Origin of the sequence: Congregibacter litoralis KT71, assembly GCF_000153125.2 — a bacterium.
GTDB lineage: Bacteria > Pseudomonadota > Gammaproteobacteria > Pseudomonadales > Halieaceae > Congregibacter > Congregibacter litoralis.
On sequence record NZ_CM002299.1, the window covers coordinates 3,500,723 to 3,526,654 of the forward strand.

Annotated in this window: 24 protein-coding genes; 18 read left to right on the forward strand and 6 right to left on the reverse strand. The window is 57.3% G+C overall.

Going from position 1 to position 25,932, the window contains the following annotated elements; translation table 11 throughout:
- Positions 1 to 2: 2 nt before the first annotated feature.
- On the reverse strand, positions 3 to 206 hold the full coding sequence (locus KT71_RS15855; RefSeq protein WP_023660181.1) for a hypothetical protein: 204 nt from the start codon (positions 204 to 206) through the stop codon (positions 3 to 5).
- 122 nt (positions 207 to 328) lie between these two features.
- On the opposite strand from KT71_RS15855, the gene KT71_RS15860 reads away from it, so the two are divergent.
- From KT71_RS15860 to KT71_RS15885, 6 genes are all read left to right on the forward strand, one after another.
- Positions 329 to 1,300 carry an NAD(P)H-dependent flavin oxidoreductase gene (locus tag KT71_RS15860; protein ID WP_008294343.1) on the forward strand — a complete coding sequence of 324 codons (972 nt, stop codon included), beginning with the start codon at positions 329 to 331 and terminating at the stop codon, positions 1,298 to 1,300.
- A 38-nt stretch (positions 1,301 to 1,338) separates the two neighbouring features.
- Positions 1,339 to 2,250 (forward strand): AEC family transporter, encoded by a 912-nt coding sequence (locus KT71_RS15865; RefSeq protein WP_008294342.1) that lies wholly within the window; start codon positions 1,339 to 1,341, stop codon positions 2,248 to 2,250.
- A gap of 79 nt (positions 2,251 to 2,329) precedes the next feature.
- On the forward strand, positions 2,330 to 3,019 hold the full coding sequence (locus KT71_RS15870) for an SDR family oxidoreductase (protein ID WP_023660182.1): 690 nt from the start codon (positions 2,330 to 2,332) through the stop codon (positions 3,017 to 3,019).
- A 122-nt stretch (positions 3,020 to 3,141) separates the two neighbouring features.
- The gene (locus KT71_RS15875) at positions 3,142 to 3,537 is read left to right on the forward strand and encodes an MAPEG family protein (RefSeq protein ID WP_008294340.1); all 396 of its coding nucleotides are present in this window, start codon (positions 3,142 to 3,144) and stop codon (positions 3,535 to 3,537) included.
- Between the two features lie 22 nt (positions 3,538 to 3,559).
- A complete protein-coding gene (locus KT71_RS15880; RefSeq protein WP_008294339.1) occupies positions 3,560 to 4,501 on the forward strand; it encodes a TM2 domain-containing protein in 942 nt (313 codons plus the stop codon).
- A 115-nt stretch (positions 4,502 to 4,616) separates the two neighbouring features.
- Complete coding sequence (locus KT71_RS15885) at positions 4,617 to 5,531, forward strand: M14 family metallopeptidase (protein WP_008294338.1); 915 nt, start codon at positions 4,617 to 4,619, stop codon at positions 5,529 to 5,531.
- A 19-nt stretch (positions 5,532 to 5,550) separates the two neighbouring features.
- Here KT71_RS15885 and KT71_RS15890 read toward each other — a convergent pair whose 3' ends face one another.
- Positions 5,551 to 5,844, reverse strand: coding sequence for a diacylglycerol kinase (locus KT71_RS15890; protein WP_238549525.1), 294 nt, complete (start codon positions 5,842 to 5,844; stop codon positions 5,551 to 5,553).
- On the opposite strand from KT71_RS15890, the gene KT71_RS21125 reads away from it, so the two are divergent.
- The gene (locus KT71_RS21125) at positions 5,758 to 5,961 is read left to right on the forward strand and encodes a hypothetical protein (protein WP_238549432.1); all 204 of its coding nucleotides are present in this window, start codon (positions 5,758 to 5,760) and stop codon (positions 5,959 to 5,961) included. The two genes, KT71_RS15890 and KT71_RS21125, sit on opposite strands and share 87 nt — an antisense overlap.
- A gap of 103 nt (positions 5,962 to 6,064) precedes the next feature.
- On the opposite strand, the gene KT71_RS15895 is transcribed toward KT71_RS21125, so the two are convergent.
- Both KT71_RS15895 and KT71_RS15900 read right to left on the reverse strand, forming a co-directional pair.
- The gene (locus KT71_RS15895) at positions 6,065 to 7,456 is read right to left on the reverse strand and encodes a phosphotransferase family protein (RefSeq protein WP_008294336.1); all 1,392 of its coding nucleotides are present in this window, start codon (positions 7,454 to 7,456) and stop codon (positions 6,065 to 6,067) included.
- 5 nt (positions 7,457 to 7,461) lie between these two features.
- A complete protein-coding gene (locus KT71_RS15900) occupies positions 7,462 to 8,727 on the reverse strand; it encodes an acyl-CoA dehydrogenase family protein (protein WP_008294335.1) in 1,266 nt (421 codons plus the stop codon).
- A gap of 182 nt (positions 8,728 to 8,909) precedes the next feature.
- Between KT71_RS15900 and KT71_RS15905 the strand changes: the two genes are divergently transcribed.
- The 3 genes from KT71_RS15905 to KT71_RS15915 all read left to right on the forward strand — a co-directional run bounded on the left by KT71_RS15905 (position 8,910) and on the right by KT71_RS15915 (position 14,719).
- Entirely contained in the window at positions 8,910 to 12,206 is a 3,297-nt protein-coding gene (locus KT71_RS15905) for an efflux RND transporter permease subunit (RefSeq protein ID WP_008294333.1), read from the forward strand.
- Positions 12,203 to 13,258: an efflux RND transporter periplasmic adaptor subunit gene (locus KT71_RS15910; RefSeq protein ID WP_008294332.1), complete on the forward strand. Its 1,056-nt coding sequence runs from the start codon at positions 12,203 to 12,205 to the stop codon at positions 13,256 to 13,258. Before KT71_RS15905 ends, KT71_RS15910 begins: the two co-directional genes overlap by 4 nt.
- Before the next feature lie 186 nt (positions 13,259 to 13,444).
- The gene (locus tag KT71_RS15915) at positions 13,445 to 14,719 is read left to right on the forward strand and encodes an NAD(P)/FAD-dependent oxidoreductase (protein WP_008294331.1); all 1,275 of its coding nucleotides are present in this window, start codon (positions 13,445 to 13,447) and stop codon (positions 14,717 to 14,719) included.
- Here the strand turns inward: KT71_RS15915 and KT71_RS15920 are convergent.
- Positions 14,709 to 15,713: an MBL fold metallo-hydrolase gene (locus KT71_RS15920; RefSeq protein ID WP_084567002.1), complete on the reverse strand. Its 1,005-nt coding sequence runs from the start codon at positions 15,711 to 15,713 to the stop codon at positions 14,709 to 14,711. The two genes, KT71_RS15915 and KT71_RS15920, sit on opposite strands and share 11 nt — an antisense overlap.
- A gap of 47 nt (positions 15,714 to 15,760) precedes the next feature.
- Entirely contained in the window at positions 15,761 to 16,276 is a 516-nt protein-coding gene (locus tag KT71_RS15925; RefSeq protein ID WP_008294329.1) for a thermostable hemolysin, read from the reverse strand.
- A 155-nt stretch (positions 16,277 to 16,431) separates the two neighbouring features.
- Here KT71_RS15925 and KT71_RS15930 point away from each other — a divergent pair, with 155 nt between their 5' ends.
- From KT71_RS15930 to KT71_RS15965, 8 genes are all read left to right on the forward strand, one after another.
- Entirely contained in the window at positions 16,432 to 17,643 is a 1,212-nt protein-coding gene (locus KT71_RS15930) for a lytic murein transglycosylase (RefSeq protein ID WP_040363354.1), read from the forward strand.
- A gap of 4 nt (positions 17,644 to 17,647) precedes the next feature.
- On the forward strand, positions 17,648 to 18,403 hold the full coding sequence (locus tag KT71_RS15935) for a glucosaminidase domain-containing protein (RefSeq protein ID WP_008294327.1): 756 nt from the start codon (positions 17,648 to 17,650) through the stop codon (positions 18,401 to 18,403).
- Positions 18,403 to 19,482 (forward strand): polysaccharide deacetylase family protein, encoded by a 1,080-nt coding sequence (locus KT71_RS15940; RefSeq protein ID WP_023660184.1) that lies wholly within the window; start codon positions 18,403 to 18,405, stop codon positions 19,480 to 19,482. Before KT71_RS15935 ends, KT71_RS15940 begins: the two co-directional genes overlap by 1 nt.
- A gap of 117 nt (positions 19,483 to 19,599) precedes the next feature.
- A complete protein-coding gene (locus KT71_RS15945; RefSeq protein WP_008294325.1) occupies positions 19,600 to 20,196 on the forward strand; it encodes a DUF4136 domain-containing protein in 597 nt (198 codons plus the stop codon).
- 183 nt (positions 20,197 to 20,379) lie between these two features.
- Positions 20,380 to 21,891: a sensor domain-containing diguanylate cyclase gene (locus tag KT71_RS15950; protein ID WP_008294324.1), complete on the forward strand. Its 1,512-nt coding sequence runs from the start codon at positions 20,380 to 20,382 to the stop codon at positions 21,889 to 21,891.
- Positions 21,892 to 22,195: 304 nt separating this feature from the next.
- A complete protein-coding gene (locus KT71_RS15955) occupies positions 22,196 to 23,740 on the forward strand; it encodes a sensor histidine kinase (RefSeq protein WP_008294323.1) in 1,545 nt (514 codons plus the stop codon).
- Positions 23,737 to 24,153, forward strand: coding sequence for a response regulator (locus KT71_RS15960; RefSeq protein ID WP_008294322.1), 417 nt, complete (start codon positions 23,737 to 23,739; stop codon positions 24,151 to 24,153). Before KT71_RS15955 ends, KT71_RS15960 begins: the two co-directional genes overlap by 4 nt.
- 25 nt (positions 24,154 to 24,178) lie before the next feature.
- Positions 24,179 to 25,882 (forward strand): two-component system response regulator, encoded by a 1,704-nt coding sequence (locus KT71_RS15965; RefSeq protein ID WP_008294320.1) that lies wholly within the window; start codon positions 24,179 to 24,181, stop codon positions 25,880 to 25,882.
- Positions 25,883 to 25,932: the final 50 nt, after the last annotated feature.

A 25,932-nucleotide genomic window follows, 5' to 3' on the forward strand; every position in this document is an offset into this window, starting at 1 on the left:
GCCTAATTTTCATCTTGCAAGCAGGCAGCTTCCGCTTCCTGAGCAAAGCGCATCGCCCGCTCCTTATCGCCCATGGGTGAAAACACATAGGTCTCGTTGAATCTGTTGTAGCGGTCCTGAGCCACCAGGCAAGGAAACTCCGACTGTGGTAAATCACCCGTGCAGCCCGTGAACCCCAAGGTGAGCATTACAACAGACGCCGCCATGACCCGAGATCGGTGCATATCGTAAGAAACCCCTTCATTGCAGATTGCATAAGCAACCCGGATAAATCAGCATAGCGCCCTCTCGCGTCACAACACAGTCATATTCTCAGGGGAACCCGGTCATGAAAACGCGCATCACGGAAATGTTTGGCATTGAGCATCCGATTATCCAGGGCGGCATGCACTATGTCGGTTTTGCGGAGCTCGCCGCTGCCGTATCCAACGCCGGCGGCCTGGGCATTATTACGGGACTCACCCAGAAAACGCCGGAGGATCTGGCCAATGAAATCGCCCGCTGCAAGGAGATGACGGACAAACCCTTCGGCGTAAACGTGACGTTTTTACCCGTGGTCAACGCTCCGGACTATCCGGGCATCATCAAGGTCATCATCGACGGTGGCGTCAAGGTGGTAGAGACCGCAGGCAACAATCCCTCCGAGTATCTGCCGGCGCTCAAGGAAGCCGGCGTCAAGGTAATTCACAAATGCACCGCGGTACGCCACGCCCTCAAGGCCCAGAAAATCGGTTGTGACGCGGTATCCGTGGATGGCTTCGAGTGCGGCGGCCACCCCGGCGAAGACGACATTCCCAATATGATTCTCCTGCCCCGGGCCGCCGATGAGCTTGAGATTCCTTTTGTGTCGTCCGGGGGCATGGCGGACGCTCGCTCCCTCGTGGCCTCCCTGGCCATGGGCGCCGAGGGCATGAACATGGGCACGCGCTTCCTGGCCACGAAGGAGGCTCCCGTCCACGAAAATGTGAAGCAGGCAATCCTCCAGGCCACAGAGCTGGACACGCGACTGGTGATGCGACCCCTGCGCAACACCGAGCGGGTGCTCAACAACCCCGCCGTCGAGAAAATCCTCGCCACAGAAAAAGCCAAAGGCAAGGATCTGGAGTTTGGTGATATCGCCGAAGAGGTGGCAGGGGTCTACCCCCGTGTGATGATGGAGGGCGACGTGGAATGCGGTGCCTGGTCCTGCGGCATGGTCGCGGGCCTGATCAACGACATCCCGAGCTGCGATGAGCTCATCAGCAGAATCATGGCGGACGCCGAGGCCATGATCCGCCAGCGACTGAGCGGTATGCTGTAGCTCAGTTATCCACTGCTCCACGTTGCGCTTAGCGCACCATGAACGTCACCGGCGCTTCCTTCCTTGATCTGGGAACCTTTGCCCGCATCGCGGGCATTCTGTTTCCCATTGTTGCCATCGTCATCGCCGGCTTCTTCTACGGCCGCAAACACAATCCCGAAATGTCCGTGGCCAATCGCCTCAATATGGATGTGTTTGTCCCTGCCCTGATTCTCGGCGCGATGATGAGCAAGAGTTTTGACCCGGTGCGCTATGCCGGCCTGGCAGCCGGAGCGGCGCTCATCGTTCTGTGTAGCGGGCTCATGGCCCGCCCCCTCGCCAAGGTCCTGGGCATCGAGTGGCGAACCTTCGTGCCGCCCATGATGTTCAACAACTCCGCAAACATCGGTATTCCCCTGGCAGTGCTGGCCTGGGGAGATGATGCATTGGCTGCGGCGGTTATCCTCTACAGCGTCTCCAATGTGCTGCACTTCTCCGTGGGTCTGCACATGCTCGATCGCGATGCACAGCTCAAAACCCTGTGGCGCAACCCCACGCTCCTGGCCGTATTTGCCGGACTCGGCATCTCCCTCATGAGTATTCCCGTCTGGCCGCCCCTGGTAGCGGCGCTGCAGCTCATGGGGAACGTGGCGGTACCGCTACTGCTGTTTGCCCTGGGTGTGCGCATGCGCGAAATCCGCTTTGACGCCCTCACCGCACCCCTCGTTGGCGCTTTTCTGAAGCCTGCCGTTGGCATGCTCCTGGCTTGGGGTTTCTCGCGATTGCTGGGACTCAATGAACGGGACACGGCAATGCTCATTGTCTTTGGCGCCCTTCCCCCGGCGGTCATGAACTTTTTGTTTGCAGAGCGCTACGCCCGGGATCCCCAGCGCGTCGCGGCGATTGTGCTTATAGGCAATCTCGCATCCCTGATCCTTCTTCCGCTAGCCCTGGGTATTGTGCTGCAATGAAGCGTGTTCAGTGGCTGCCCTTGACCTGGCCCCTCAAGTACTGGAGGGTGCGTCAGCACTATTTGCGGAGAACCTTCTTATGGCGACAGTTCTGATAACAGGGGTTAATCGCGGTCTGGGTCTGGAATTTATCCGCCAGTACGCCGCCGCGGGATGGACGGTCCTGGGCACCTGCCGGGACCCTGACAATGCTGTGGAAGCGAAAGCCCTCGCCGCCGCAGAACCCTGCGTAACGCTTTATAAACTGGATGTCGGCGATACGGACGCCATCGCGGAACTGGCTGACACCTTGCGGGGCACCGCCATCGACGTCCTGATTCTCAATGCCGGCGTCATGGCAGAACGAACGGGACTGGGAACTCTGAAAGCCGAGGAATTCCAGCATGTGATGAATATCAATGTCGTCGCGCCGGCGATGTTGATTCAGGCCTTCGCCGATCATGTGGCAGCCAGCGAGAAAAAAGTGATTGTCGGCATGGGGAGCACCCTGGGCAGCATCGGCGGTAATAACAGCGGCGGGCTGTACAGCTACCGCAGTTCCAAGGCCGGCCTCCACGCGATCATGAAGAATGCCAGCATCGATCTTAAGGAGAAGGCGATCATCGCCATCGCCATGCACCCGGGCTGGGTGGTCACAGACATGGGTGGCCACGGCGCTGACATTCAGACGGACACATCCATCGCCGGGATGATGGCCGTGATTGAACAGCTCACCCCCGACGACAGCGGCCGACTCCTGACCTACACGGGCGAGGAATTACCCTGGTAGTACTCTGGCAGGGAGGGGTCGGCGTTTCGCTGTGCGTTCAACCTGCTTTTGAATCTGCTTAAAACACACTTTTGACGCCGCGCCGCCTTTGTAGCGTGGCATAACCACTCTGGAGAAACGCCATGACCCCTTTATTGAGTATTGTTGTTTACACGACCCTGCTGACTTTTCTGGCGATTATGCTGGGAGCGTTTCTACGCAACCGCGAATGGACGCCCGAGGGCCTGAAGGCGGGGCTGAGCAATCGCGATAATCTTCCCGACGCCACGCCCCTCGGAGGACGCGCTGAGCGCGCTGCCAACAACAGCATCGAAGCCCTGATTCTGTTTGTACCTCTCGCCCTTACTGCCCAGGCAGCGGGCATGGCCGAGGCGGCCACCCTCGGTGCCACGGTGTTTTTCTGGGCTCGGGTGGCCTACCTGCCCATCTATCTCGTGGGCATTCCCTATCTGCGCAGTCTGGTTTGGGGCGTGGGCGTTGCGGGACTGGCCATGATGGTCATGGCGCTTCTGGCTTAACAGAGCCGCCGTGTAAGGCCCCGTGGAGACCAAAGCCTCCCACCGGGATGCCGACTTCTCCCGGGCGGTACTCGAAGACCTCTACCGCTATCCCAAAAAGCGCGCGGGCATCGCCTGGTTTCTGTGGGCGACTACGGGGCTCATCGGCGGTCATCGCTTTTATCTGGACAGACCGGCAACGGCTCTGACCATGGCCTTCACCGCCGGCGGGGCACTGCTGTGGTGGCTTGTGGATGCGTTTCTCATGCGGACCCTCCTTGAGTCTTACAATGATGATCAGGCCGAGCGGGAACGCCGGGGACAACCACCGAGAGCCCTCGCGTTCATGCCACCGAGTCGCGGTGCGGCGCTGCCCAAACATCCGGCGTGGATCGCCAAGCGCCAGGGGCATGCCCGACTCTTCGGTGACGTGTTGGTCCTTGCCCTTGCAGGCATCGCCGTGGGCAGCGTATCGACGAACACCGGCAATTACGAACCGATCATCGCCATCGTTGCTCTGAGTGCTATCACCCTCCTCGGTGCCCGCTGGGATGCCCTGGCCACCATTCCCGTACTGAAAAACTTTGACCGCTGGAGCCACCGCCTGCGTCTGTACTACTACGTCAATGATCCCGGGGGCCCCCTGACGCTATTCTTTAAACCGGTATTGGGCCTCCTCACAGCGCCCTTTCGAAAGCGGGCCCGGGCAGAAGCCTGGCTCTACCTGCAGATCGGATTGTGGTTCACCATCATTTTTACCGGCATGGACCTGGTGGAAGCAGTGGATATCAGCAGCCAGGGCATCAGCATTCACCCTCTGGACTTTCTCGCTGATGTTCTTCTCACCCTGATATCCGTTTATGCCCTGGCCACGCCCATCGGTGCCATTCTCACAACTCACGTGCTGCTGGAACGGCGCGATCTCACGGTGTGGGTTCTCACCTGCATTACCCTCGCCGCGATCTATCTCGGGTCAGCGATCTAGGGCCCGTCCATGGGTTTTACGTTAGTTTGGACTTGCAGCATTCAGGGTTGCCATTATCTGGACATCGCTCTCGCATGCGGTATGGTGCGCCCATAATCACAGCTGAGACCGATTGATGAGTGACTCCGATTCCTACGCCATTGGCGATTCCAGAGTGCCCTGGGGCATTGCCGAAAAAGCTGCCTGGCGTGCCGTACAGGAAAAGCAACGCTCGTACAGTGAACTTGTGGAACTTCGCGTACAGGCCCTCATGGAACACTACGATGTCGCGCAGTACGGCAGCTTGTCCTACGACAGCGATGAGTACGCCCTCCACGCCCTGAGTTCCAAAAACTGGAACCCTGAACTGCCGAACATACTGGTGACCGGTGGCGTTCACGGTTACGAAACCAGCGGCGTTATGGGAGCTTTGAGTTTTCTGGAAACGGCCTGCGAGGCTTACCAGGGGGCTTTCAATTTTCTGGTCATGCCCTGTGTCAGCCCCTGGGCCTTCGAAACCATCAACCGCTGGAACCCCCTGGCCATTGACCCCAACCGCTCCTTTGTCGCCAACAGCCCTGCAGAGGAGAGCGCGGCGGTCATGGACTGGCTGTCACGCCGGGGATGGGACTTTTTGGGGCACTTTGATTTGCACGAAACCACCGACACGGATAACAGCGAGTTCAGACCTGCCCTCGCGGCGCGGGACGCGAAGCCTCAGGATCACTGGGACATTCCCGACGGCTTTTACGGCGTGGCGGACAGCTCGCGCCCCTCCCCCGAGTTTCAGCGTGCCATCATCGAGTCCGTCGCCCGGGTGACGCATATCGCGCCCTCCATCGATGGAAGAATCATCGGCGAGACGCTGCAGCAGGAGGGGGTTATCTGTTACGACGGTAAAGGGCTGGGACTGTGTATGGGGGTGACGGACGCGCCCTTTGTCACAACCACGGAGGTTTATCCCGATAGTCCTCTGGTCACAGACAATGACTGCATCGCCGCACAGGTGGCGGCGGTGACGGGCGGCCTGGAGTATCTCCTGAGCGTTTGAAAGGCTTGCCGGCGAATAATCAGGCAAAGAACCGGCGGAACACGGCCTCGCCATAGACCAGAGCAAGGAGGCTCAGGGCTACGAACACCGCGGCGGAGCCCATATCCTTGGCCCTGCCGATAAGCGGATTATCCTCCAGCGTGACCGCGTCGGCGACCGCTTCAATGGCGGAATTGAGCAGTTCCGTGAGCAACAATAAAAGCAGACTGATAATCATCAGCAGCAGATGGTTGCTCGACGTGGACAGGTAAAAGGCGACAGGCAGCAATACGATGCCCAGAAAGAGCTCCTGACGAAAGGCGGACTCGTGAATAAAAGCGCTGCGAAATCCGTGATAGGAACACTCGGTGGCTTTCAGGATGCGCTCAAGGCCATCTCCGTTTGGTTTATTGATCGCGGTTCACCTGCTGTCGCCTGTAGTCGCCTGTAGTCGCCTGTTGTGGCCTGTTATTACCTACCGTCACCTGTCGCGCATGGTCGCAGCGCCTTCAGGGACGGCCGGGATTATAAATTTAAAAAGGAATGCGGAGAGCTTAGTGTAAAGCGGGGTAGCGCGGCTGATCAATTGCCAGCTGGCCCGCGACGGTCTGACGCAGATGCCCGGCAAGGCCCGGCGTATCGAGAGCCATGTCAGTACGCAAGCGATGAACCAGCTCCCAGCGCAATACCTCGAGGCTGCCCCGCTGCCCGAGAAGCTGCTCCAGACGTTCCTGCTCCTTTTTTGCCAAATCACCACCGAACTGAAATTCCCGCTGCGCAATGCCCAGGGAGTTTGCCGCCACTTTGGCAAGGAATGCCTGCCTACCCTGGAGCTCGGAGGCAAGCTCGTCCTTTAAGAATGCCGCCACTCCCGACAGCAATTCTCCGGGCATGGGTAGCTGTGTGCCATCTGCAATAACTGCCCCTTCGTCCGGCAGATCAAATTCACCGGGGATCAGCAGGTTGACGCAATCCATCTGCGCCTCGGAGGAGCGCCTGCCAATCACGGGACGCTCGAGACTGGGGGTTTCTCCCCGTCGCCAGGCGTCGGCCATTTGCAATGTCGCCATGGCCCACCAGAAGGAGCCAAAGACCTGCCAGTACTTGATTTCATCGCGGGACACCTCGATGCCGGAGGTCTCGCGATACCCCTCTCTCAGCTCATCGATGGTACCGAAACCACCCACGGCCAGGGCATCGTTACCAAAGCGCCAGGAATTCACGCAGAGCCATCCCAGGTCACGAAGGGGATCACCGATGTGTGCCAATTCCCAATCCAGTACGCCGTTGATGCCCTCGGGGGTCACCATCAGATTGCCGTTGCGGAAATCACCATGAACCAGGGTTGTACGCCAGGTCCCGGGCGCATTATCCAGCAGCCAGCGATAGCAGTAATCGATCATCGGTACGGGCACCTGCAAATCGCGATAGGTGGCCCAGGTATCCCGCACCAGATGCTCAGGGCTGATCCGCGGCAACGCTTCCGCCAGGGGGCTCGATGCCCAATCCAGGCTGTGGATGCGGCCGAGTATCTGACCACATTCCCGGGCAAGTTTGGCGCGGGCATCCGCAAGTGCTTCCGACCGGACAATGCGTTGACCCAGGGTCTCACCGTTCAGCCAATCCATGACAAAACCGCTGCCGAGGCCATCGTCCTCCCGGAGAACGTAATGCACCGTCGGACCGGGAATACCCGCAGCCCCGGCCAACTGCAACAGCTGCGCCTCGGTCTCCAGGGAGATTGTGCCGACTGCCGATTGAGGGTCTAGCTGGGCGGGCGAACGGCGCAGGGCGTAGCGTCGCGTTCCCGATGCCTCCTCAATCTCAAGGCGATAGGTTTCCTGACTCGCGCCGGCGGTAAGCTGCTCCCAGGCAAGAAGCGCCCGGCAACCCGGGAGCTGCCGCTTCAACACAGACTCTAACGCGGTTTCAAACTCCTGCGCCATGACGGTTACTCAACGCCCTTGGGTTTTTTCTGATTCATAAAACCAAAGAGATAACCCGCGGCGCGCCGGATCTGTATCTCGTCGGCGCCCTCGGTGATGCGATATCGCCGGTGATGCCGGTAGATATGTTCAAAAGGCTTATAGCGGGAGTAACCCATGCCGCCGTGAACCTGCATGGCAAAATCCGCTGCTTCACAACAGAGTCGGTTCGCCTGGTAGTTGCACATGGACACCTTGTCCGAGACCGAGAATGCGCCATCGCGATCCATGAGCCAGGCGGTTTTGTGGATAAGGGCGCGGAGCATCTCGCAGCGGGCATTGAGCTCCACCAGGGGAAACTGAATAGCCTGATTGCTCGCCAGCGCTTTGCCGAAGGGTTTTCGCTCCCGGGCATGGGCCACCGCTTCGTTAACGCAGTACTGCGCCGCCCCCAGGCTCGATGCCGCCTGGCGGATGCGGTTTTCGTTAAAAAAGTGCTGGATCACCATGAGCCCTTTTCCCTCGCCGCCAAAGATTGCGCTGTGAGGCACGCGGACATCGGCGAAAGACACCCGGGCGTGATCCGATGGCATGTTAAAGGTCCAGAGATATTCCTCGATCTTCACACCCGGTGTCTCCATGGGCACGAGAAACGCGGTGATTCCCGCCGCCTCCCCCGGCTGCCCGGAGGTCCGCGCCATGACCATGTCCGCATCCGCAATATGCACCCCGGTGTTCCAGGTCTTCTCACCATTGATCACCCAGTGATCGCCGTCACGCACCGCGGCGGTCTCCATGTGCGTCGCGTCGGATCCGTGCTCCGGCTCGGTAATACCGAAGGCAAATCCCTGGCGGGCGGACGCCATGCCCTCAAGCCACTGGGCTTTTTGCGCGTCTGTGCCGTAGTGGAGCATCAGCAGAAGCGCGATGTTATTACCGACGATGGAATGCTCGTTCTGAAGGTCATTGTGCAGACCCAGACCCTTGGCGGCTAAATGCTCGCGAATCAGCGCCATACCCAGATTGCCACCCTCGCGCCCGCCGAACTCTTTTGGGAACGGGTAGTTGAAGATCCCGGCCTCTATGGCCAGATCTTTTGCCTTGCGAAGCAGCGCTTCCCACTCCTCATTGGGCAGGCCATCGCGCTCCCAGTCGGTCCTGGCGTCTTCGCGCCGGTGATCAAAAAAACGCATATTGTCGTCGCTGTTTTCCAGCGGCCTGATCTTGTCCTCGATGAATTGGTCGACTTCCGTCAGAAATTCAGCAACATCGGTAGGTACGTCAAAGTTCATTCAGCTTCCCTGGTATCTGCGATAGGACGTTTCCATGAGGAATGGTAATACAATGAGATTAATGGCGTTGGAGGCTAAAGACCGGCTACCGTTGACCTGCATCAAGACTGTTTCAGGCGAAAATATGATACTTACCTGAGCTTCGGTCGCGTTCCCCCCTATGACAAGGAGCAACAGTATTCGTGTTTGATCGCATCATGGCCACAACGCTTCGTGGCTCTCTTCCGGCAGCCCTGTTTTTGCTCGGCCTGTTCGCGGGGGTCATGGCGCTGACGTTCACCCCCCGGGAAGAAGAACCGCAGATTGTGGTCCCCATGATAGATGTGCTCGTGTCTGCGCCGGGGCTCTCGGCACGACAGACCGAGCGTCAAGTCACCATTCCCCTTGAGAAGCTGCTGGCGCAGATACCGGGAGTCGAACATCTATACTCCAGCACGGATGCGGGGAAGACTGCCGTTACTCTACGCTTTTTTGTCGGCGAGGATCGTGAAGACTCCCTCCTCAATAGCTACAACAAGCTCTACGCAAACCAGGACCAGATACCAGCCGTTGTTACCGAGTGGCTGCTCAAGCCTGTGGAGGTGGACGATGTCCCAATCCTGGTGCTGGGACTGTGGAGCGAGGACGAAGCGCTGTACAGCGATTTTGAACTGCGGCGGATGGCAGACGAAATCTCTACCGCTATTCAGGCTATTCCCCAGACCAGCGAAGTCAACGTCATCGGTGGGAGACTCCGCACCCTCCGAATTTTACTGGACCCCGAAAGCCTGGCAGCGCGCCATACGACAGCTGCCGATATCGTGTCTGCCCTGCAGATTTCCAACGTACTGCAGCAAGCAGGCACCTGGACCATAGGTAACACGGCGATTGCGCTGGAAGCCGGCGATGTGCTGAGAGCGCCCTCGGAACTGGCACAAATGGTTGTGAACGTCATCGATGGCGCCCCTGTCTATCTGCAGGATGTAGCCACCATCATCGATGGCCCGGCTGAACCGGACAGCTATACCTGGTTGGATTTCTCCGGCCTCGACAGTGATAACAATCAATACCCCATGGTCGCCATCTCCGTCGCCAAGCAACGGGGCGCAAACGCGGTGACCCTGGCAAACGACACCCTCGATCTCATCGAGGAGCTTCGTGAAGACCTCTTACCTCGGGAGGTCGATGTCGCAGTTCTCCGTGATTATGGGGAAACCGCGGACGCCAAGGTGAACAATCTGGCAAGCTCCCTTGGCTTTGCAATTGTCACCGTTGTGGTCTTTATTGCCCTGTTCCTGGGATGGCGGCCGGCTTTAATTGTTGGCCTGGCGGTACCTGTTTGCTACGGCATCACATTAGCCCTTGATATGCTGATGGGCTACACCATCAATCGCGTCACCCTGTTCGCGCTGATTCTGTCTCTGGGACTGCTTGTCGACGACCCGATAACCGGGGTAGACAATATCGCGCGCTATATGAAACGTCAGCAGATGTCTCTGACAGAGCGCGTGGTGGCGGCCATGCATGAAATTCGCACTCCCCTGATCCTGTCGACGCTGACCATCGTTCTCGCCTTTCTGCCCCTGGCAGCGATTACCGGGATGATGGGGCCTTACATGGCACCTATGGCGTTTAACGTGCCCGTCAGTGTGATCAGCTCCACACTGGTTGCCTTTCTGGTGACTCCATGGCTGGCCAGCTGGCTCCTTAAGGAGCCCGTCAATGAACCCTCCGGTGCCCCTGATAAAGTCACAGCTTACGCCCGCCTGGTCAGCCCCTTTTTAGATACCCGTGCGCATGCCCATCGCCTGCTGTGGGTTGTGGGTTTTCTGTTTGTTTTTGCCGCTCTCCTGCCGGCCTTGAGATGGGTGCCCCTGAAGCTCCTTCCCTTCGACAGCAAAAATGAGGTGCAGGTCCTCATAGACATGCCGGAGTCCGCAAGCCTCGAGCGAACGGCCGCTCATACACGGCGAGTGGCCGATGAAGTCCTGCGTCTACCCGAAGTTGATTTGGTGGCTGCATTCATCGGCGAACCCTCTCCCATAGACTTCAACGGCATGGTCCGCCGCTACTATCAGCGCAGGGGCCCTCATCTGGCGGAGTTGAGACTGGTCCTCAAAGAAAAACTAGATCGCAAGCACCAATCTCACGCGGTTGTCCTGCGCCTTCGCGAGCTGCTGGGCCCGCTGCAGACCGCAGGTGTCAACATCAAAGTCGTAGAGGTCCCCCCCGGACCGCCGGTGCTGAGTACGCTGGTAGGCGAAATCTACGGTGAATCCCTGACCCCCTATGCCAGCCAGCAGGAAGCCGCTACGGTACTGATGGAGCGACTGTCCCGTGAAGCCCATGTCGTGGAGATTGATGCGTCCCTGGAAGGTCCCCAGGCGCGTCTCCGTTTTACTACGGATCAGAAAAAAGCGGCATTGTCCGGTGTATCCACCAGCGACATCGCCCAGACGCTCACCATGGCCAACGACGGTTATGTTGCGGGATATTTACAACAGCCCCAGGAACTCAAACCTCTTCCCATCGAATTACGCCTCGCACAGGAACAGCGCGCCTCACGGGTGGACCTGGAGCGCTTGCAGGTTCGGGGTCGTGCCGGCGTAGTAAAAACCCAGTCACCCCAGGGCCTCGATCTGGCACCGCAACCCCTGGTAGCCATGGGGGAATTAGGTGAATTTGTTAGCGGACACGCCGACACGCCTATTTTTCGCAAGAATCTTCGCCCGGTGGTATACGTTACCGCAGAACTCAACGGTCGCACGCCGGGAGCCGTCATCGCAGATCTGGTTGCGGATTATCAGGAGCCCCGGAGTGCTGCGGTGCGCCCCTGGCAGAGTCGCACATTTTTTACCAACGGCGGAGGTGACGGCTGGGCACTACCCGAGGGGACATCGGTAGTCTGGGCTGGTGAGGGCGAGCTGCAGATCACCCTGGACGTATTCCGGGACATGGGACTGGGTTATCTATTTGCCCTCCTCGCTATTTTTGTGGTGCTACGCATCCAGACATCGTCTACCGCACTGTCCCTCATCATAATGCTCGCCATTCCCCTCACCATCATTGGGATCATGCCCGGCTTCTGGCTAATGAATCACCTGGGCGAACGCGTCATAGCCGGAGCGCCGGAGCCGGTGCTGTTCACCGCCACCGCCATGATCGGCATGATCGCTCTGGCGGGCATTGTTGTTCGTAACTCTCTGATACTCGTTGAGTTCATCACTCAGGCTCGCAACGAGGGCATGCCTATTCGGGAAGCACTGTTACAGGCGGGATCTGTACGCATGCGCCCGGTATTACTCACTGCCGGTACAACAATGCTGGGCAACCTGGTGATCACCCTGGACCCCGTTTTCAATGGTCTGGCTCTAGCGATCATCTTCGGTATTGTGGCTTCCACGCTGTTCACGCTCATCGTGGTTCCGGTGGTTTACCTGCTTGTATTCGAAGGAACAGAGACCGCAGTCACAGCGGATCCTAGGGAGGACTCTCCATGAACGCTAAGCGCACAATCCTGTTTTCCCTGGGGGCATTGGCCGGGCTATTGTTACTCATTGGCCTGATGGCTGGTATTTTCCGGGATCGCACAGAGCCGGGAGTGCTTGCACAGAGTCCCATTGATGACGGGGATAGCTACACCGTAGCGCTCAGGGACGTGCCGGCTGTTGAGAGTATCGCCGCATCTGTAGAAGCTCGGGAAACGACGATTATCGCCTCGCGCCTGCTGGCCCGGGTAGAACAGATAACCATGCGGGCGGGCGATTATGCACAGGCAGGACAGCTCCTCGTTACCCTGGAAAACGAGGATCTTGAGGCACAGGTCGCTCAGACAAGCGAGGCCATGAAGTCCGTAGAGGCACGACTTATCGAGGCGCGACAAAACCGGGATCGAGCGGTAGAGCTCCATGAACGCAAACTCATCGCGGATGCTGACCTTGACGCCGCGAACGCGAATGCCGCCGCTCTCACTGCGGAGCTCGCCGCAGCAAAACAAAGCCTCGAAATCGCAAAAACCTCGCTGTCCTTTGCTGAAATCCGCTCTCCCATTGCCGGACGGATTGTCGATCGATTTGTGGAACCCGGTGATACGGTGTCGCCGGGGCAGAGCATTCTCTCTCTATACAACCCTGTTTCCCTGCGCATAGAAGCCTGGGTACGCGAGTCCCTCGCCCTGAGCCTGAAAGAAGGACAGGAGGTGGCCGTAGAAATACCCGCGCTCAACAGTCGGCTTACGGCACGTATCGAAGAACTCGTTCCCGCCGCTGACCCGGGCTCCCGGGCGTTCAAAATCAAGGCCACTCTGCCCGCTGCACCGGGGCTATTGCCTGGTATGTATGCGCGAATGCTCGTAGCAGGAAGCCCACAGCACGTGGTGGTGGTACCCCTGGATCGCATCGCTGAAGTTGGTCAGCTCAACATCGCCTGGGTGAACAGTGATGCGGGGCCTGCACGGCGATTCCTGCGTTTGGGGGAGCGGGTAGATGATGAGCACATCATTGTTACCGCCGGACTCGCCCCTGGTGATGAGTTACTGATGCCACCTGGCTGATAAAACTGCCATTCGCCTTAACTGCCCTGCCTTTGACCTGGGTCATGATCCTGCCGAACTTAATAAGCGATAAATAAAGCTGGCGTGTCCGGCCTTTTCGGCACGGGCGTGGCGAAGCAGACAGCAGTAGATAACACTCAGACCCCTATCCTGAGGTCGTCGACAAAATAAGACAGGAGATTAGTGATGGCTCACATCGTTGTACTTGGCGGGGGTATCGGCGGCATGACCGCTGCCTATGAATTCAAAGACATGCTCGGTAGAGGTCACGACATCACCGTTATCAATGAGCGGGATTATTTTCAGTTTGTACCCTCAAATCCCTGGCTCTGCGTTGGCTGGCGCGACCGGGAAACCATCACCTTCGATATCCGCCCCTATCTAGAACGCAAAGATATCAACTTCATTGCCAAGCGCTGCGAGCGCATTGAGCCTGACGAAAACTATCTCATGCTTGATGGTGAGGAACGCGTTGATTACGACTACCTCATGATTGCCACCGGGCCGCGTCTGGCCTTTGAGGAAGTGGAGGGCGCAGGCCCCGAGGGTGGCCATACGCAATCCGTATGCACGGTAAGTCACGCCGAAAAAGCCTACGAAAACTATCAGCAGGTTCTGGAAGACCCTGGTCATGTCATTGTTGGCGCCATGCCCTTTGCCTCGTGCTTTGGCCCGGCCTACGAAACCGCATTCGTTATTGATGCCGACCTACGCAAACGCAAGATGCGCGACAAGGTCCCCATGACCTATGTCACTTCGGAGCCCTACATCGGTCACCTGGGCCTGGGGGGCGTGGGTGACTCCAAGTCGGTCCTCGAGTCCGAACTGCGTCAGCATCACATCAACTGGATTTGTAACGCCAAGGTCACCAAATGTGAAGCGGGCAAAATGTATATTGACGAATACAACGAGGATGGAGAGCTTAAAAAGCAGCACGAGCTGGAGCACAAGTTTTCTATGATGCTGCCGTCTTTTAAGGGGGTAGATTGTGTCGCCAATGTGGAGGGACTGTGCAACCCCCGCGGCTTCGTGAATATCGATGAGTTTCAACGCAACCCCAAGTGGCAGAATATTTATTCTGCCGGTGTATGTGTGGCAATTCCCCCCATCGAAGTCACACCTGTGCCTACGGGCGCGCCCAAGACCGGTTACATGATTGAATCCATGGTGACGGCGATTGTGCACAACGTTGCCAATGACATTGCGGGCAAACCACCAGAGACCCGGGCAACCTGGAATGCCCTGTGCCTTGCGGACATGGGGGATACCGGAGCGGCTTTTGTGGCGCTTCCGCAAATGCCACCTAGAAACGTTGCCTGGATCAAAAAAGGGAAATGGGTGCACCTGGCGAAGATCGCCTACGAAAAATACTTTATGTCAAAAATGAAGTCGGGAAACTCAGAGCCGATCTACGAAAAGTACATTTTGAAGCTCCTGGGAATCGGCAAACTCAAGGAGTAGCCATCCCCCATTCGCGATACCAGGCGGCAACCGCACGTTCGGGGTAACGGGGATTAAAAAACCCCCAGTCGGCTGTCGACGCGGGCATTTTGTAGACCTCCCCGGCTTTCTCGGGGGACCAACCCCGCTCCCTTGCCTGGAGTGCGGCGCTATCAATGCTGGCGATTAGCTCCGCATAGGGCGCCATATCGTCCGTCGAAACCAAACCTCCGTGGCCCGTCACCATGAGACGGGATCCGCCGGACATGAGAGTCTCCACGGAGCCCGCCAGCTTCGAGGGCACCGCGTCGACGTAATTGGGAAACAGCCCCCACCAGGCCAGGTCACCGCCAAAAGTAATCGGCAGATCATCCACAAGAATGGCAAGATCGGACGGCGTATGCCCCCCCAGGGGCAGAATAGTGACGCTGCGACCACCGAGATCCAGGGTGTGTGACTGCGATTCATCATCGATGACCCGGGTAGGTCCCACGAGGCGTGCAGGGGGCGCCAGAAAGGATGTGCCATCCACAGCTGTCCCGCTGCTGTACTGATCCACCATCATGGCCCAGGTGCGCGCCGTCATATAGATCTCGGGACCTGTGGCACCGTCCTGAAAGCCTGCCAGTCCGCCCGTGTGATCGAGATGGAGATGGGTGCAAATCACATCGCTCACGGGCCGACCGAAGAGCTTTTTTGCCTGCTCATTCACCCAGGCCGCGCCCTCGGGCTGATAGTAGCCGTCGACGGATAGAATACGCTCATCCCCGACGACGAGCCCGCCGTTGCAGAGGGTTTGTGGCGTTGCAAAGTTCCCTGCGCTGTCCAGCGGTGTGGAGACCACGGCAAAGACGCCGTCACCCACCTCGACGATGCGTGCGAAGGAGCTTTCCGCAACGACCGGCTTGCTGAGGGCAGCAGCGTTTGTCCCGCGAAGCGTTACAGGTAGTGTCGCCAATGCCACTGCAGACGCGATGCCGGCTTTGAGCATTGATCGTCTCGTCGGATTAGTCATTTATCGGTCCCGGGTGTTTATGAATCTCTCTGAGTTCACCATAGCCTTTATGCATCAAGCGCTATCACCGACACCTTCAGGGTCTTGGGCTCCTGCGGATCTCCTGGCCGATGATCAGACGCAACTGCCATGGTTGCACGCTCTTTGCACCAATCTGCCAGGGTGCCCGCAGCGCTGGGCGACAAAACCAGTGCGTGACTGTAGCCCTGGCCTCCAAGCATTTTTTCGATTTGTGTAGCGAACATTGGAACCAGCGCGGGAGATCGGGCGTAAAACGCCCCCAACTCAGCGATGGCGCTCCGCGCTACGGGAGACCCCTCATGCCGTGCGATATAGTCATCGGCACGCTCTTCCATAAATTGCTCAAGGAACAGACCTCTATTTGCCCCGCGTACACCGCAAACCGCCGCGAGCTTTGCATGGCGGTACATGCAGGCATAGGACGGGAAGGCCTGGCGGATAGACTGCAGGGGCGAGGATCCATAGGCCGCCAATGCAAACTCCACCGATGCGGCGTAGTCCTCGCTGGCAGCGTCCACCATGGAGAAAACAAAGTTGTTCATAAAGGTCGCCGCGCTGTTCGCAACACAAAAAGAATCCGGAGCATTTTATATGTGCGCCGGGATGTGCATGGTATCGTAATTAGCCTGACTGAATTCACGTGGAAACGACTGATGAAACACCCGAGAAAACGGCTGGCACCGGGTTGATAAAGGCCATGAGTGTAATGCGGGTAAGCATCGGCTTTTGTAGCCTGCTTCTACTGACGCTGTGCCCGACCGCGTCGGCAGCCGTTGATCAACAGGCCTTCGACAGCTGCATCGCGGATCTTGGGGATCGCGCCCGGCAGGCCGGTGTTGAAACATCGCTGGTAGCGGCGGTGCTCCCGGAAATTGCGCCTCTGGAGCGAGTCATCGAACTCGACAGGAAGCAGCCGGAGTTTGTGCAAACCTTTGGCGCCTACGTGGACACGCGTGTCACGGAAAGCCGGGTGGAGCGCGGTCGTGCACTTCTTGCCAAACACCAGCCTTTTCTCCAGACCTTATTGGAGCGCTACGGCGTACCACCCCGCTACCTCATCGCTTTCTGGGGGCTTGAAACAAACTTTGGAAGCTACCTGGGGAATATTCCCACGCTGAATGCCCTGGCCACGCTGGCCTGCGACCCCCGGCGCAGCGATTTTTTTGCCGGGGAATTCGTGAATGCCCTTGAGCTCATGGAGCGCGAGGCCCTGCCGCTGGACACGCTTCGCGGCTCCTGGGCCGGGGCGCTGGGCCACACGCAGTTTATGCCCTCGTCCTATCTGCGCTACGCCGTTGATGGCGACGACGACGGACGTATCAATCTCTGGGAGAGTGAGCGTGATGCCCTGGCCTCCGGCGCCAACTTCCTGCGCAGCCTTGGCTGGACTCCCGAACTCCGCTGGGGTCGACAGGTAGTTCTTCCAGAAAATTTTCCCTACGAACTTGCTTCCCTGAGTGGTGAGCGCAGCCTGCGCGCCTGGGCGCCTCTGGGCGTTCGACAGCTTGACGGCGCGACGGTGCCCGCCCTGGATCTTGAGGCCGCGCTGCTCCTCCCTGCCGGCCACCTCGGTCCCGCTTTTCTGGTTTATGAGAATTTTCGCGTGGTGATGAGATGGAATCAGTCCCTGTCCTACGCCCTCTCCGTGGGCCTCCTCGCTGACCGTCTGGCGGGCGCTCCTCCCCTCGCCCTGGGCGACGCTGCGTCGGCGCCTTTGCGCAGGGCGGACGTTGAGAATGCACAGCGGGCACTGAATAGCCTGGGTCACGAAGCAGGAGAACCCGATGGTGTCCTGGGCAAGCGCACGCGGGCGGCTCTGCGCGCCTTCCAGCTCGAGCAAAAGCTACCTGCGGACGGCTATCCTGATCGTCGAACCCTGGAGACTCTTACCGCAATCACGTTACCCTGAGGTTATGACCTCAAGCTGCTTTCCTCAAAAAACGCTGATCCTCGCTGCATTTTGTATCCTCTTCACCGCCTGCGGAGGACATAGGGACAAGCTCCCGGACCTTGCGGCCATCGACGATGTGTCGCGCATGAAGGCCACCTTCTACGATTACCTCGCCCCGATCGTGATGGAGCAAAACACGCGCATTCTGAAGCAGCGCGCCGACCTTGGCGAAATTCGCGCTATGCTGGAGGCGGGTGACAGCCCGGGCTGGTTTCAGCGCCGCAGTCTTAAAGCCCTCGCGCAGGAATACGAAGTGGAGTGGGACCGGGACGAACCTGGCGCTGTGGCCGACAGGCTCTGGCGTCGCGTCGACGTGATTCCTGAGGATCTGGCGCTGGCACAGGCGGCTAAGGAATCTGGCTGGGGGCGTTCGCGCTTCGCCGTGGAGGTCAACAATCTTTTTGGCCACTGGTGCTACCAACCCGGTTGCGGCGTTGTCCCGGCGCGACGTACGGCGAGCGGCACCCACGAAGTGGCGGCCTTTGACAGCGTGTCGGAGTCCGTTCGGCGCTACATGAACAACCTCAATACCCACGAGCGCTACGCGCCCATGCGTCGTCTGCGTTTACAGCGACGGAGCAGTGACAAGCCCATCACCGGCGCCGCCCTCGCCCCGGGGCTGGAAGCTTACTCTCAGCGCGGCGCGCCCTATGTTCAGGAGCTTCTGTCGATGATGAGCCAGAACCAGGCGCTCCTGGACGAGGCCACCGCGGGCTGATGGCGCGCCGGCTACTGGTAGCGTGTCTGGCAGCGTTGAGCCTTGGCGGAGTTAGCACAGGCGCCGCGGAGCACGGCGTCATTCTCCTTTATCACCGTATTTCTGACGAAGGACCCCATTCCACACGCGTGTCCCCAAACCGCTTTGCGGCACATCTCGATCTCATCGAAGAACAGGGCTATGAGGTGATACCCCTGCAGGACCTCCTCGATGGCGTTTATAGCAACGGCGTACTCCCGGAACGAGCCGTGGCCCTGACCTTTGACGATGCCTATCGCTCCGTCGGTGACCTTGCCTATCCCATGCTTCGCGAGCGCAACATGCCGTTTAGTGTGTTTGTGGCCACGGACGTCGTTGACGAGAGCAGTCCCGCCTTCCTTAACTGGCCGACACTGCGGGCCATGGCCCGGGATACACTCGCTACTTTCGGTCCTCACTCTCAATCCCATAGGCACCTCGAGAGCCTGGATCCCAAAAGCGATGCCAATACGCCGGGGGCAACCCGGGCAAACGAAATTGATGGCAGCCTGGCGCGGCTGCGCGAGGAGCTGGGCGAGATACGGGCAGACGCGGTGCTCAAGGTGTTTGCCTACCCCTTTGGTGAATACAGCCGCGCGACGGAGGCGTTGCTGTCCGAGCGCGATCTTTTTGGGCTGGCTCAACAATCGGGGCCCGTCGCTGGAACAACACCGCGAACGCGCATACCGCGCTTCCCCCTGTACCGGGGCGGCGATAGCGACGCGCGACTGAAAACTGCCCTGGCTACGCGGCCCCTCCCCGTCATCAATGACACAGACTCACAGGTTTTCTTTACACCGGGCGCCCCGCTGCCGCGGGAATGGCGGCTGCAGCTTGCAGATGCAGCTTTTGACCATCGACAACTGCAATGCTATGCCTCCACGGGGGGTGCCCTGGAGCAGCGTTGGAATGACGATGTGCTCCTTGTCTCGCTGCCCGCGATGCAAGCTGGTCGTAACAAGGTCAACTGCACGGCGCCTTCCCGGGAGCGCGGCGTCTTCCACTGGTATTCGCGGCTTTGGTTAATTGCCGATGAAGACGGCCAGTGGCTGCTGAATTAGTCAGGCCCCGGGAACCTGCGCTCCGTGCGACGCCTTAAAAACCCCTATCTTTGCTGGGTGTAATTGGGGCTTCAGCTGGGCTAGGATCTTCAAACCGTCTTGGAGTGCTGTGATTGCATGAACGTCAATCCGGGTTTTTCCTTACCTACGATCAAGAGCTTCCACGTTGCAGCGATAGGCGCTCTCTTTCTGTTGAGTGCCTGTAGCGGGACGCAGGTGACGCCCTCGGACACCGCGACGTTTGCTGCAACGGCCTACACCGACTACGCATGGCGCAGTGCACCACCCTCTGCGTCGCCCCACAGCAAAGATATGCTCGCGCAGAAGAGCCCCTCGATCCGCGCCGGCGTGGAAGAGGCCATGAAGGAGCTGGGTTATCGCCGTGTGGACAAGGCTCAGGCCGAGTTTCTCATTGAGTACGTGGCAGCACCGGGCTTTGCCGAAGGCCAGCTTTTACGCGGCGGCTCCAACACGACGCTGTACGGGAGCTCTGTAAACCGGCAGGTTGATGGTGCCCTGGAAGACAATGCCTATGCCCTGAGCGGCCCGGTGAAGACCGGAGAAATGAAGCTCATGTTTCTCGACGCAAGCTCATCGGAAGTTCTCTGGCGGGTCGACATGAGCATTGTTGTTGAAGACGCTAACCGCATAGATCATGAGGAGGTCCGTGCGGCGGTTCGCAAAGGGATCGCCGCATTACCGCCTGCCCCCTGAGGCAACGCGACTTTCGTCTGGCGCTTCGGAAACACCCACAGGCGCACCTGCATTCGCACCCACGCGCGCGCCCGTTTTATTCTTTGTAATTTCCCGGACACTTTTGCCCAAAACAGGGTAGGCTACGCCCCCGTAACTCAGGCCTGTTTTGAATCATCGGGAATTTAAAGAATAAGACCAGACATGAATAGCGAACTCCAGAGCGCCCTCGCCGCCTGTAAAACCCTTCCCACGCTGCCAACGGTGGCGGCACAAATCATTGAGCTTTCTTCCCAGGAAGACTACGGGCTCATGGACATCATCGAGATTGTCCGCAACGATATCAGCATCGCCACAAAGCTCATCGCCAGTGCCAATACGCCGCAGTACTACCGCGGCGAGGCCGTGGTGGATATTTCCCAGGCGGTATCCCGTCTGGGCTTTAAGTCCACCATGATGATCGCTTTGAGTTTTTCCTTATCCGTTAAATCTTCCGATTCACCGCCGGCGAATATCGATACCGACGCCCTGTGGCATCGCTCCGTAGCCAGCGGCGCCATTGCAAGACTGCTTGCCCGGCAGCTGGGCAGTAAAGACCCGGAGGCCTGCTTTCTTGCAGCACTGGTGCAGGACATCGGGGTACTCGCCCTGGCACAGGCAGCGCCCCAGGCTTACGCGACTCTCGCGGACAGCTCTCATGAAGCACTCTGCGCCGCTGAGGTAGCGGAGTTTGGATGCGATCACGCAGTCGTGGGGGCCTGGCTCCTCGAGAGCTGGAAGTTACCGTCACAAATCAGCGAGTTGGTCGCAAGCAGCCACGACTTTGCCGAGCTTACCCTGGAAATTGGCGCCCGGCAGGATCATTGGTGCGTCGCGGTTTCCGGCCTCCTGGCCGATGCGATGCTCGCAGGCGACCAGTTTCAAGCTGCGCGCATGGTGTGGCTCATCAACGGTGTCTGCGATGAAGACGGTGGGACAGGCACCAATATTGTCCCCCTCGTTGCCGAAGCCGTTCGCGAGGCAGAAGGACTTTTTGACGCCACGCTGGTCAAGGACCCCATGGCTTTGCTGGAAGCATCAAAGGAGAAACTCTTTGAAGTGATGAGCGAGGCATCGCGGGATATCAGCGATGAGAAGGTGTCGGAACTTGAACAACGGGTATCGATGCTCGAGCGGCAAGGTCAGCGGGACAGCCTCACAGGCGCTATCAACCGTGGGCACTTTCACAGCGAGCTGGATCGCCTGTTCGATGAAGCCACGCAGAGCGGCCAGCCATTGAGCCTGATGTTTATCGATGCAGATCATTTTAAGCAGGTGAACGACAGCTACGGCCATCTTGCCGGCGATGAGGTCCTGAAGTGGCTGGCGGAGGCGTTCACAAAGCTTGTGGGCGACAAAGGCATCGTCGGACGCTACGGCGGCGAGGAGTTTGTCGTCATCCTCCCCGCCTCTACCGAGGCGGAAGCAAACGCACTGGGACAGACAATCTGCGATCACGTACGAAACGGTCACATTAGCGCCGGCGATGCGAACATTCAGGTGACCGTCTCCGCCGGCATCGCGACCATCGATAAGACCTCCACATTACGTGGTACCCGGGATCTTATCTTTGCCGCGGATCAGGCCATGTATTTTGCCAAGCAGAGCGGCCGCGATCTGTGCATTAGTGCATCTGCCTTGCCAAAACCTCCCTCTGCACTTGCCACTGCACAGTAATTGCAAAGCCACCGGTGCGGGAATGGTGAAGCTGCTTCCATGCTCGGCCTGCCAGGCTGAACCGCCCCGCCTCAAGCGCTGCCAAACGTGCCTCCAATAGAGGCGGTAGTCACAACTCCGGGAAGTTCATGCGACTAATATTTATTTGCAGTAACCGTTCACATGCGCATAATTTTGTTGCTTCTCTGCCCTACCGGCCTTAAGTTCAATCCTTGCCGAGTGTGCGCTATGAACTGCGAAACTTAGGCTCGGGGCATACGCACACTCTTTTGCAACAAAACCGCGGAATAAAGGCACCGTCGCGATGCCCAGCACCAATGCTTACCTAGGCAGCCCTACCCAAGACCCGGATACCAAAGTCTGGTCGTTGGACCTTGATGAAGAAATACAGACCAGCCTCGACAGTGTTTGCGACCTAAGCACTACCATATTTGAGGCGAAGGCCTCAGTTTTTATTGCCAGCTTCCCCCAGGGACCGGTTCTAGTATCCCGCGCGGGTCTCCCCTTTGATTTATCCGCAGAAGCACAGCAGCAGTTTTTGGAGACAGACGAGCTTTCAGATATTCAAGTAAACGACAGCGACTTCTTGATCAGAGAGACAGCACCAGGCTCTGACGAACGAAGTGGCTATCGCATTGTCGCACCGATAGTTATGCCCTCGGACCTGCACATTGGCTGCTTAGTATTCTTTCGTCGCTCAGAAGCAAAAATGTCTCCGAAAGAACACGCAATCTTGAGTGTGCTTCATCGCAATATCGTTCGACACTTGCTCCATGCTAAACAGGTCTTTGAAAGCGCCAAGGCAGAAAGCCTCCAAACATTGATTTCAGAAAACAATGACGATTGGATTTTCGTAAAGGATGAGCAATTCCGTATTGTGTACGCCAACGAAGCGTTTCTGGCAGTGTATCCCGAGGACAAGCGAGACAAAATCATTGGCTACACTACGGTGGAAGAGTACGACGCTGCCGAGGCTGAGCTTTTCTTGGCTCAGGATAAAGTCGCCTTCGAACAGGGTGTCAGCAAGGTTATTGAAAAGCTGCATATGCCCAACGGGAGCTACAAAATAGTCGAAACCGTCAAACGCCGTTTTGAGGATGAAAACGGTAAGCGCTACATTCTCGGAATATGCCGAGATATGACGGGTAGAGAAGACCTCATCCGTGAACTAAAAAAAGCGAACGATGAACTGGAAAACTTTACGAGCATAGCCTCACACGATTTAAAGTCACCGCTAAATGCGATTCGTCGCTTGTTAGAGTGGATACACGAAGACTGTGCGTCGCTCCTTCCCGAGGAGCATCGTGACAATATAAACCTCGTCATCAACCGCGCCAATCGAATGCAGACGCTTCTCGACGACCTTTTGAGCTACGCTCGGATTGGACAGGATGTCACGGAGAGCAGTGACATCGTTCTGAGTACGCTTTGCGAGGACATCGCTCAACTTCTCGATGTACCGGACGATTTTGTTATCTCGGCACCGCAAAAGACCCTTCATCTACCGATGGTGCCGTTCAAAACCGTGATGCTCAATCTGATTGGTAACGCCGTTAAACACAACGACAAGCCCACAGGAAAAGTGGAAATTACCGCCACAGAGTCGAAGCATTACTACTTGATTGAGGTGAGAGACAACGGCCCTGGCATAGAACCGATTTACTTCGATCGAATTTTTAAGCTTTTCCAGACGCTTAAACCCCGCGACGAGGTTGAGGGAAGCGGTATCGGACTGTCCGTTGTACTCAAATATATTAACAACTTCAGTGGCACGATCACTGTGGACTCCGACGGAGAGTCTGGCACCACCTTCAAACTCTCGTGGCCCAAACGGACATCAAAATTATGACAGCCAAACAAGCAACTATCTTTGTCGTTGAAGATGACGATGTGGACTTTAAGCTTCTAATGCGTGCTTTTGACAAGCGCAAGATCGCCAACGTAGTTGTCCGCGCAGTTGACGGCATAGATGCCCTTGAGAAACTCAGATCCGGCGAAGTCTCAAAACCTTTCATCATCTTGCTCGACATCAATATGCCTCGAATGGATGGCCAGGAGTTTCTAAAGGAAATTCGTCAAGACCCGGAACACCAGGACACAGTAGTCTTTCTGGTGACAACCTCTAAGGAAGATGAAGACATCCGCCAAGGGTTCTCACAGCATGTGGCTGGCTATTTTCTCAAGGACAATGTTGCTGGCAGCTTGGACAAGATTGTCGATGTCATCAACGGATATTGGCAAATTGTAGTTCTGCCGGAATGATTCAGATGATGGAAGTTCTTGTTGTATGAAGGTACTTATTGTTGACGACGATGTCGTAGATCGTCGGCTGATCAAGCGAACGCTCAACTCCATGGCTACGCAGTTTCACGAGATTCGTGAGGCGACGTCCGTGAACGAGGGCCTGCAAGCAATCGAGGAGGAGCGTTTCGACGTCATCCTCTTAGATTACAGCATGCCTGAGGTTGATGGCATCGAAATGGTGATCGAACTGCGTTCAAAGCCTGACCTAGGAAACACAGCAATTGTGATGGTTAGCGCCTCTGAGGACCCTCAACTTGCACTCAATTGCATAGAGGTCGGCGCCCAGGATTTCATTCCAAAAAACGAAATCAATCAAGGAAAACTCAGCAAAGCCATTGTGCATGCTCGCAAACGCTTCGAAGTTGAGCAGCGAATGCACGAAAGTTATCTTGCCGTAAAACGCATGGCGGAGCGCGACCCACTCACCGGCCTGTCAAACCGCTACCACTTCGAAGAAATATTGAAGGTTATGATCGCAACGAATCGACGATTGAACAACAGCGTCGCCTTGCTTGCCCTTGACCTCGATGATTTCAAAAATGTTAACGACACTTTAGGTCACGGAGTTGGAGACCAAGTCCTCATTGAGGCGGTTAATCGAATCAGCACCTGTTTGCGCGAAAACGAAGGCTTTGCCCGGATGGGGGGAGATGAGTTTGCGATCATCATTGGCGGCGTCGCCAATCTTCAAGAAGTGAGCGCAATTGCCAATCGGATTTTAGGGAAATTCACCACTCCATTTACCTGCGACGGCGTCGAAATCAGCTGTGGAGTGAGCATCGGCGCTGCACTTTGCCCCGCTGATACCACCGCACCCAACCAATTGATGAAGTGCGCCGACATCGCGATGTATCGATCGAAGCAAAGTGGAAAAAACAAAATTTGCTTCTACGAAGCTCGCTATCAAGCCGAGTTTCATCGTCGGGTCGGCATTCGCAATGAAATTGGCAGCATCCTTAAAGACTCGGGCTTCCGTCTTTTTTATCAGCCGATCTATGACGCAAAGACCTCAAAGATCGTTGGTACAGAAGCGCTGGTCAGATGGCCTGAAAAAGATCCAAGTTATGGACCGGACGAGTTCATTCCAATCGCAGAAGAGTCACGTATGATCGACGGCCTGGGTAAATGGGTCATCACCACAGCCATAAAGCAGCTGGCTAAGTGGCAGGAAACAAACTCACTGTTGACAATGTCCATCAACATTTCGCCTGTTCAACTAGAGCACGACGACCTCCTTAGCTGCCTCTCAGACGCTATTACCGCCGCTAAGGTAGCTCCTGAAAGCGTCGTGTTAGAAATCACCGAAACAGCCTTTTTTAAACATAGCGATAAAATAAGCGACGCTTTACACGCGCTCTCCCAGCATGGCTTCAAGATAGCGTTGGATGACTTCGGCATGGGGTTTTCGTCTATTGCTCACCTCATGGACTACCCCATCGATATTGTAAAACTCGACAAAAGTATGCAGATCCCCAGTGCTACGGGAGGTAGGCGGCAGCAGGTACTCGCCGGCTTAGCGCTCATGTTGCGCCAGTTAAACTTCGAAATCGTGGCCGAAGGCATTGAGACTGCAGCACAACAAGATAACTGCATCGGCCTTGAACTGGATAAGCTACAAGGGTTTTTGCTGGCGCGGCCAATGCCCGCTTCGGACCTTCAAACGCTACTCGCAGCAGCAGACGAGTAATGAGGGGCATGTTCAAGACCTAGGGTAAAAGACGGCGCTATGGGGCGATA

Coding starts and splice junctions, on each gene's coding strand:
- KT71_RS15855 (WP_023660181.1), bottom strand. CDS start 206: ATGGCGGCGTCTGTTGTAATGCTCACCTTGGGGTTCACGGGCTGCACG.
- KT71_RS15860 (WP_008294343.1), top strand. CDS start 329: ATGAAAACGCGCATCACGGAAATGTTTGGCATTGAGCATCCGATTATC.
- KT71_RS15865 (WP_008294342.1), top strand. CDS start 1,339: ATGAACGTCACCGGCGCTTCCTTCCTTGATCTGGGAACCTTTGCCCGC.
- KT71_RS15870 (WP_023660182.1), top strand. CDS start 2,330: ATGGCGACAGTTCTGATAACAGGGGTTAATCGCGGTCTGGGTCTGGAA.
- KT71_RS15875 (WP_008294340.1), top strand. CDS start 3,142: ATGACCCCTTTATTGAGTATTGTTGTTTACACGACCCTGCTGACTTTT.
- KT71_RS15885 (WP_008294338.1), top strand. CDS start 4,617: ATGAGTGACTCCGATTCCTACGCCATTGGCGATTCCAGAGTGCCCTGG.
- KT71_RS21125 (WP_238549432.1), top strand. CDS start 5,758: ATGGTTGCTCGACGTGGACAGGTAAAAGGCGACAGGCAGCAATACGAT.
- KT71_RS15895 (WP_008294336.1), bottom strand. CDS start 7,456: ATGGCGCAGGAGTTTGAAACCGCGTTAGAGTCTGTGTTGAAGCGGCAG.
- KT71_RS15900 (WP_008294335.1), bottom strand. CDS start 8,727: ATGAACTTTGACGTACCTACCGATGTTGCTGAATTTCTGACGGAAGTC.
- KT71_RS15910 (WP_008294332.1), top strand. CDS start 12,203: ATGAACGCTAAGCGCACAATCCTGTTTTCCCTGGGGGCATTGGCCGGG.
- KT71_RS15915 (WP_008294331.1), top strand. CDS start 13,445: ATGGCTCACATCGTTGTACTTGGCGGGGGTATCGGCGGCATGACCGCT.
- KT71_RS15920 (WP_084567002.1), bottom strand. CDS start 15,713: ATGACTAATCCGACGAGACGATCAATGCTCAAAGCCGGCATCGCGTCT.
- KT71_RS15925 (WP_008294329.1), bottom strand. CDS start 16,276: ATGAACAACTTTGTTTTCTCCATGGTGGACGCTGCCAGCGAGGACTAC.
- KT71_RS15930 (WP_040363354.1), top strand. CDS start 16,432: ATGAGTGTAATGCGGGTAAGCATCGGCTTTTGTAGCCTGCTTCTACTG.
- KT71_RS15935 (WP_008294327.1), top strand. CDS start 17,648: ATGACCTCAAGCTGCTTTCCTCAAAAAACGCTGATCCTCGCTGCATTT.
- KT71_RS15940 (WP_023660184.1), top strand. CDS start 18,403: ATGGCGCGCCGGCTACTGGTAGCGTGTCTGGCAGCGTTGAGCCTTGGC.
- KT71_RS15945 (WP_008294325.1), top strand. CDS start 19,600: ATGAACGTCAATCCGGGTTTTTCCTTACCTACGATCAAGAGCTTCCAC.
- KT71_RS15950 (WP_008294324.1), top strand. CDS start 20,380: ATGAATAGCGAACTCCAGAGCGCCCTCGCCGCCTGTAAAACCCTTCCC.
- KT71_RS15955 (WP_008294323.1), top strand. CDS start 22,196: ATGCCCAGCACCAATGCTTACCTAGGCAGCCCTACCCAAGACCCGGAT.
- KT71_RS15960 (WP_008294322.1), top strand. CDS start 23,737: ATGACAGCCAAACAAGCAACTATCTTTGTCGTTGAAGATGACGATGTG.
- KT71_RS15965 (WP_008294320.1), top strand. CDS start 24,179: ATGAAGGTACTTATTGTTGACGACGATGTCGTAGATCGTCGGCTGATC.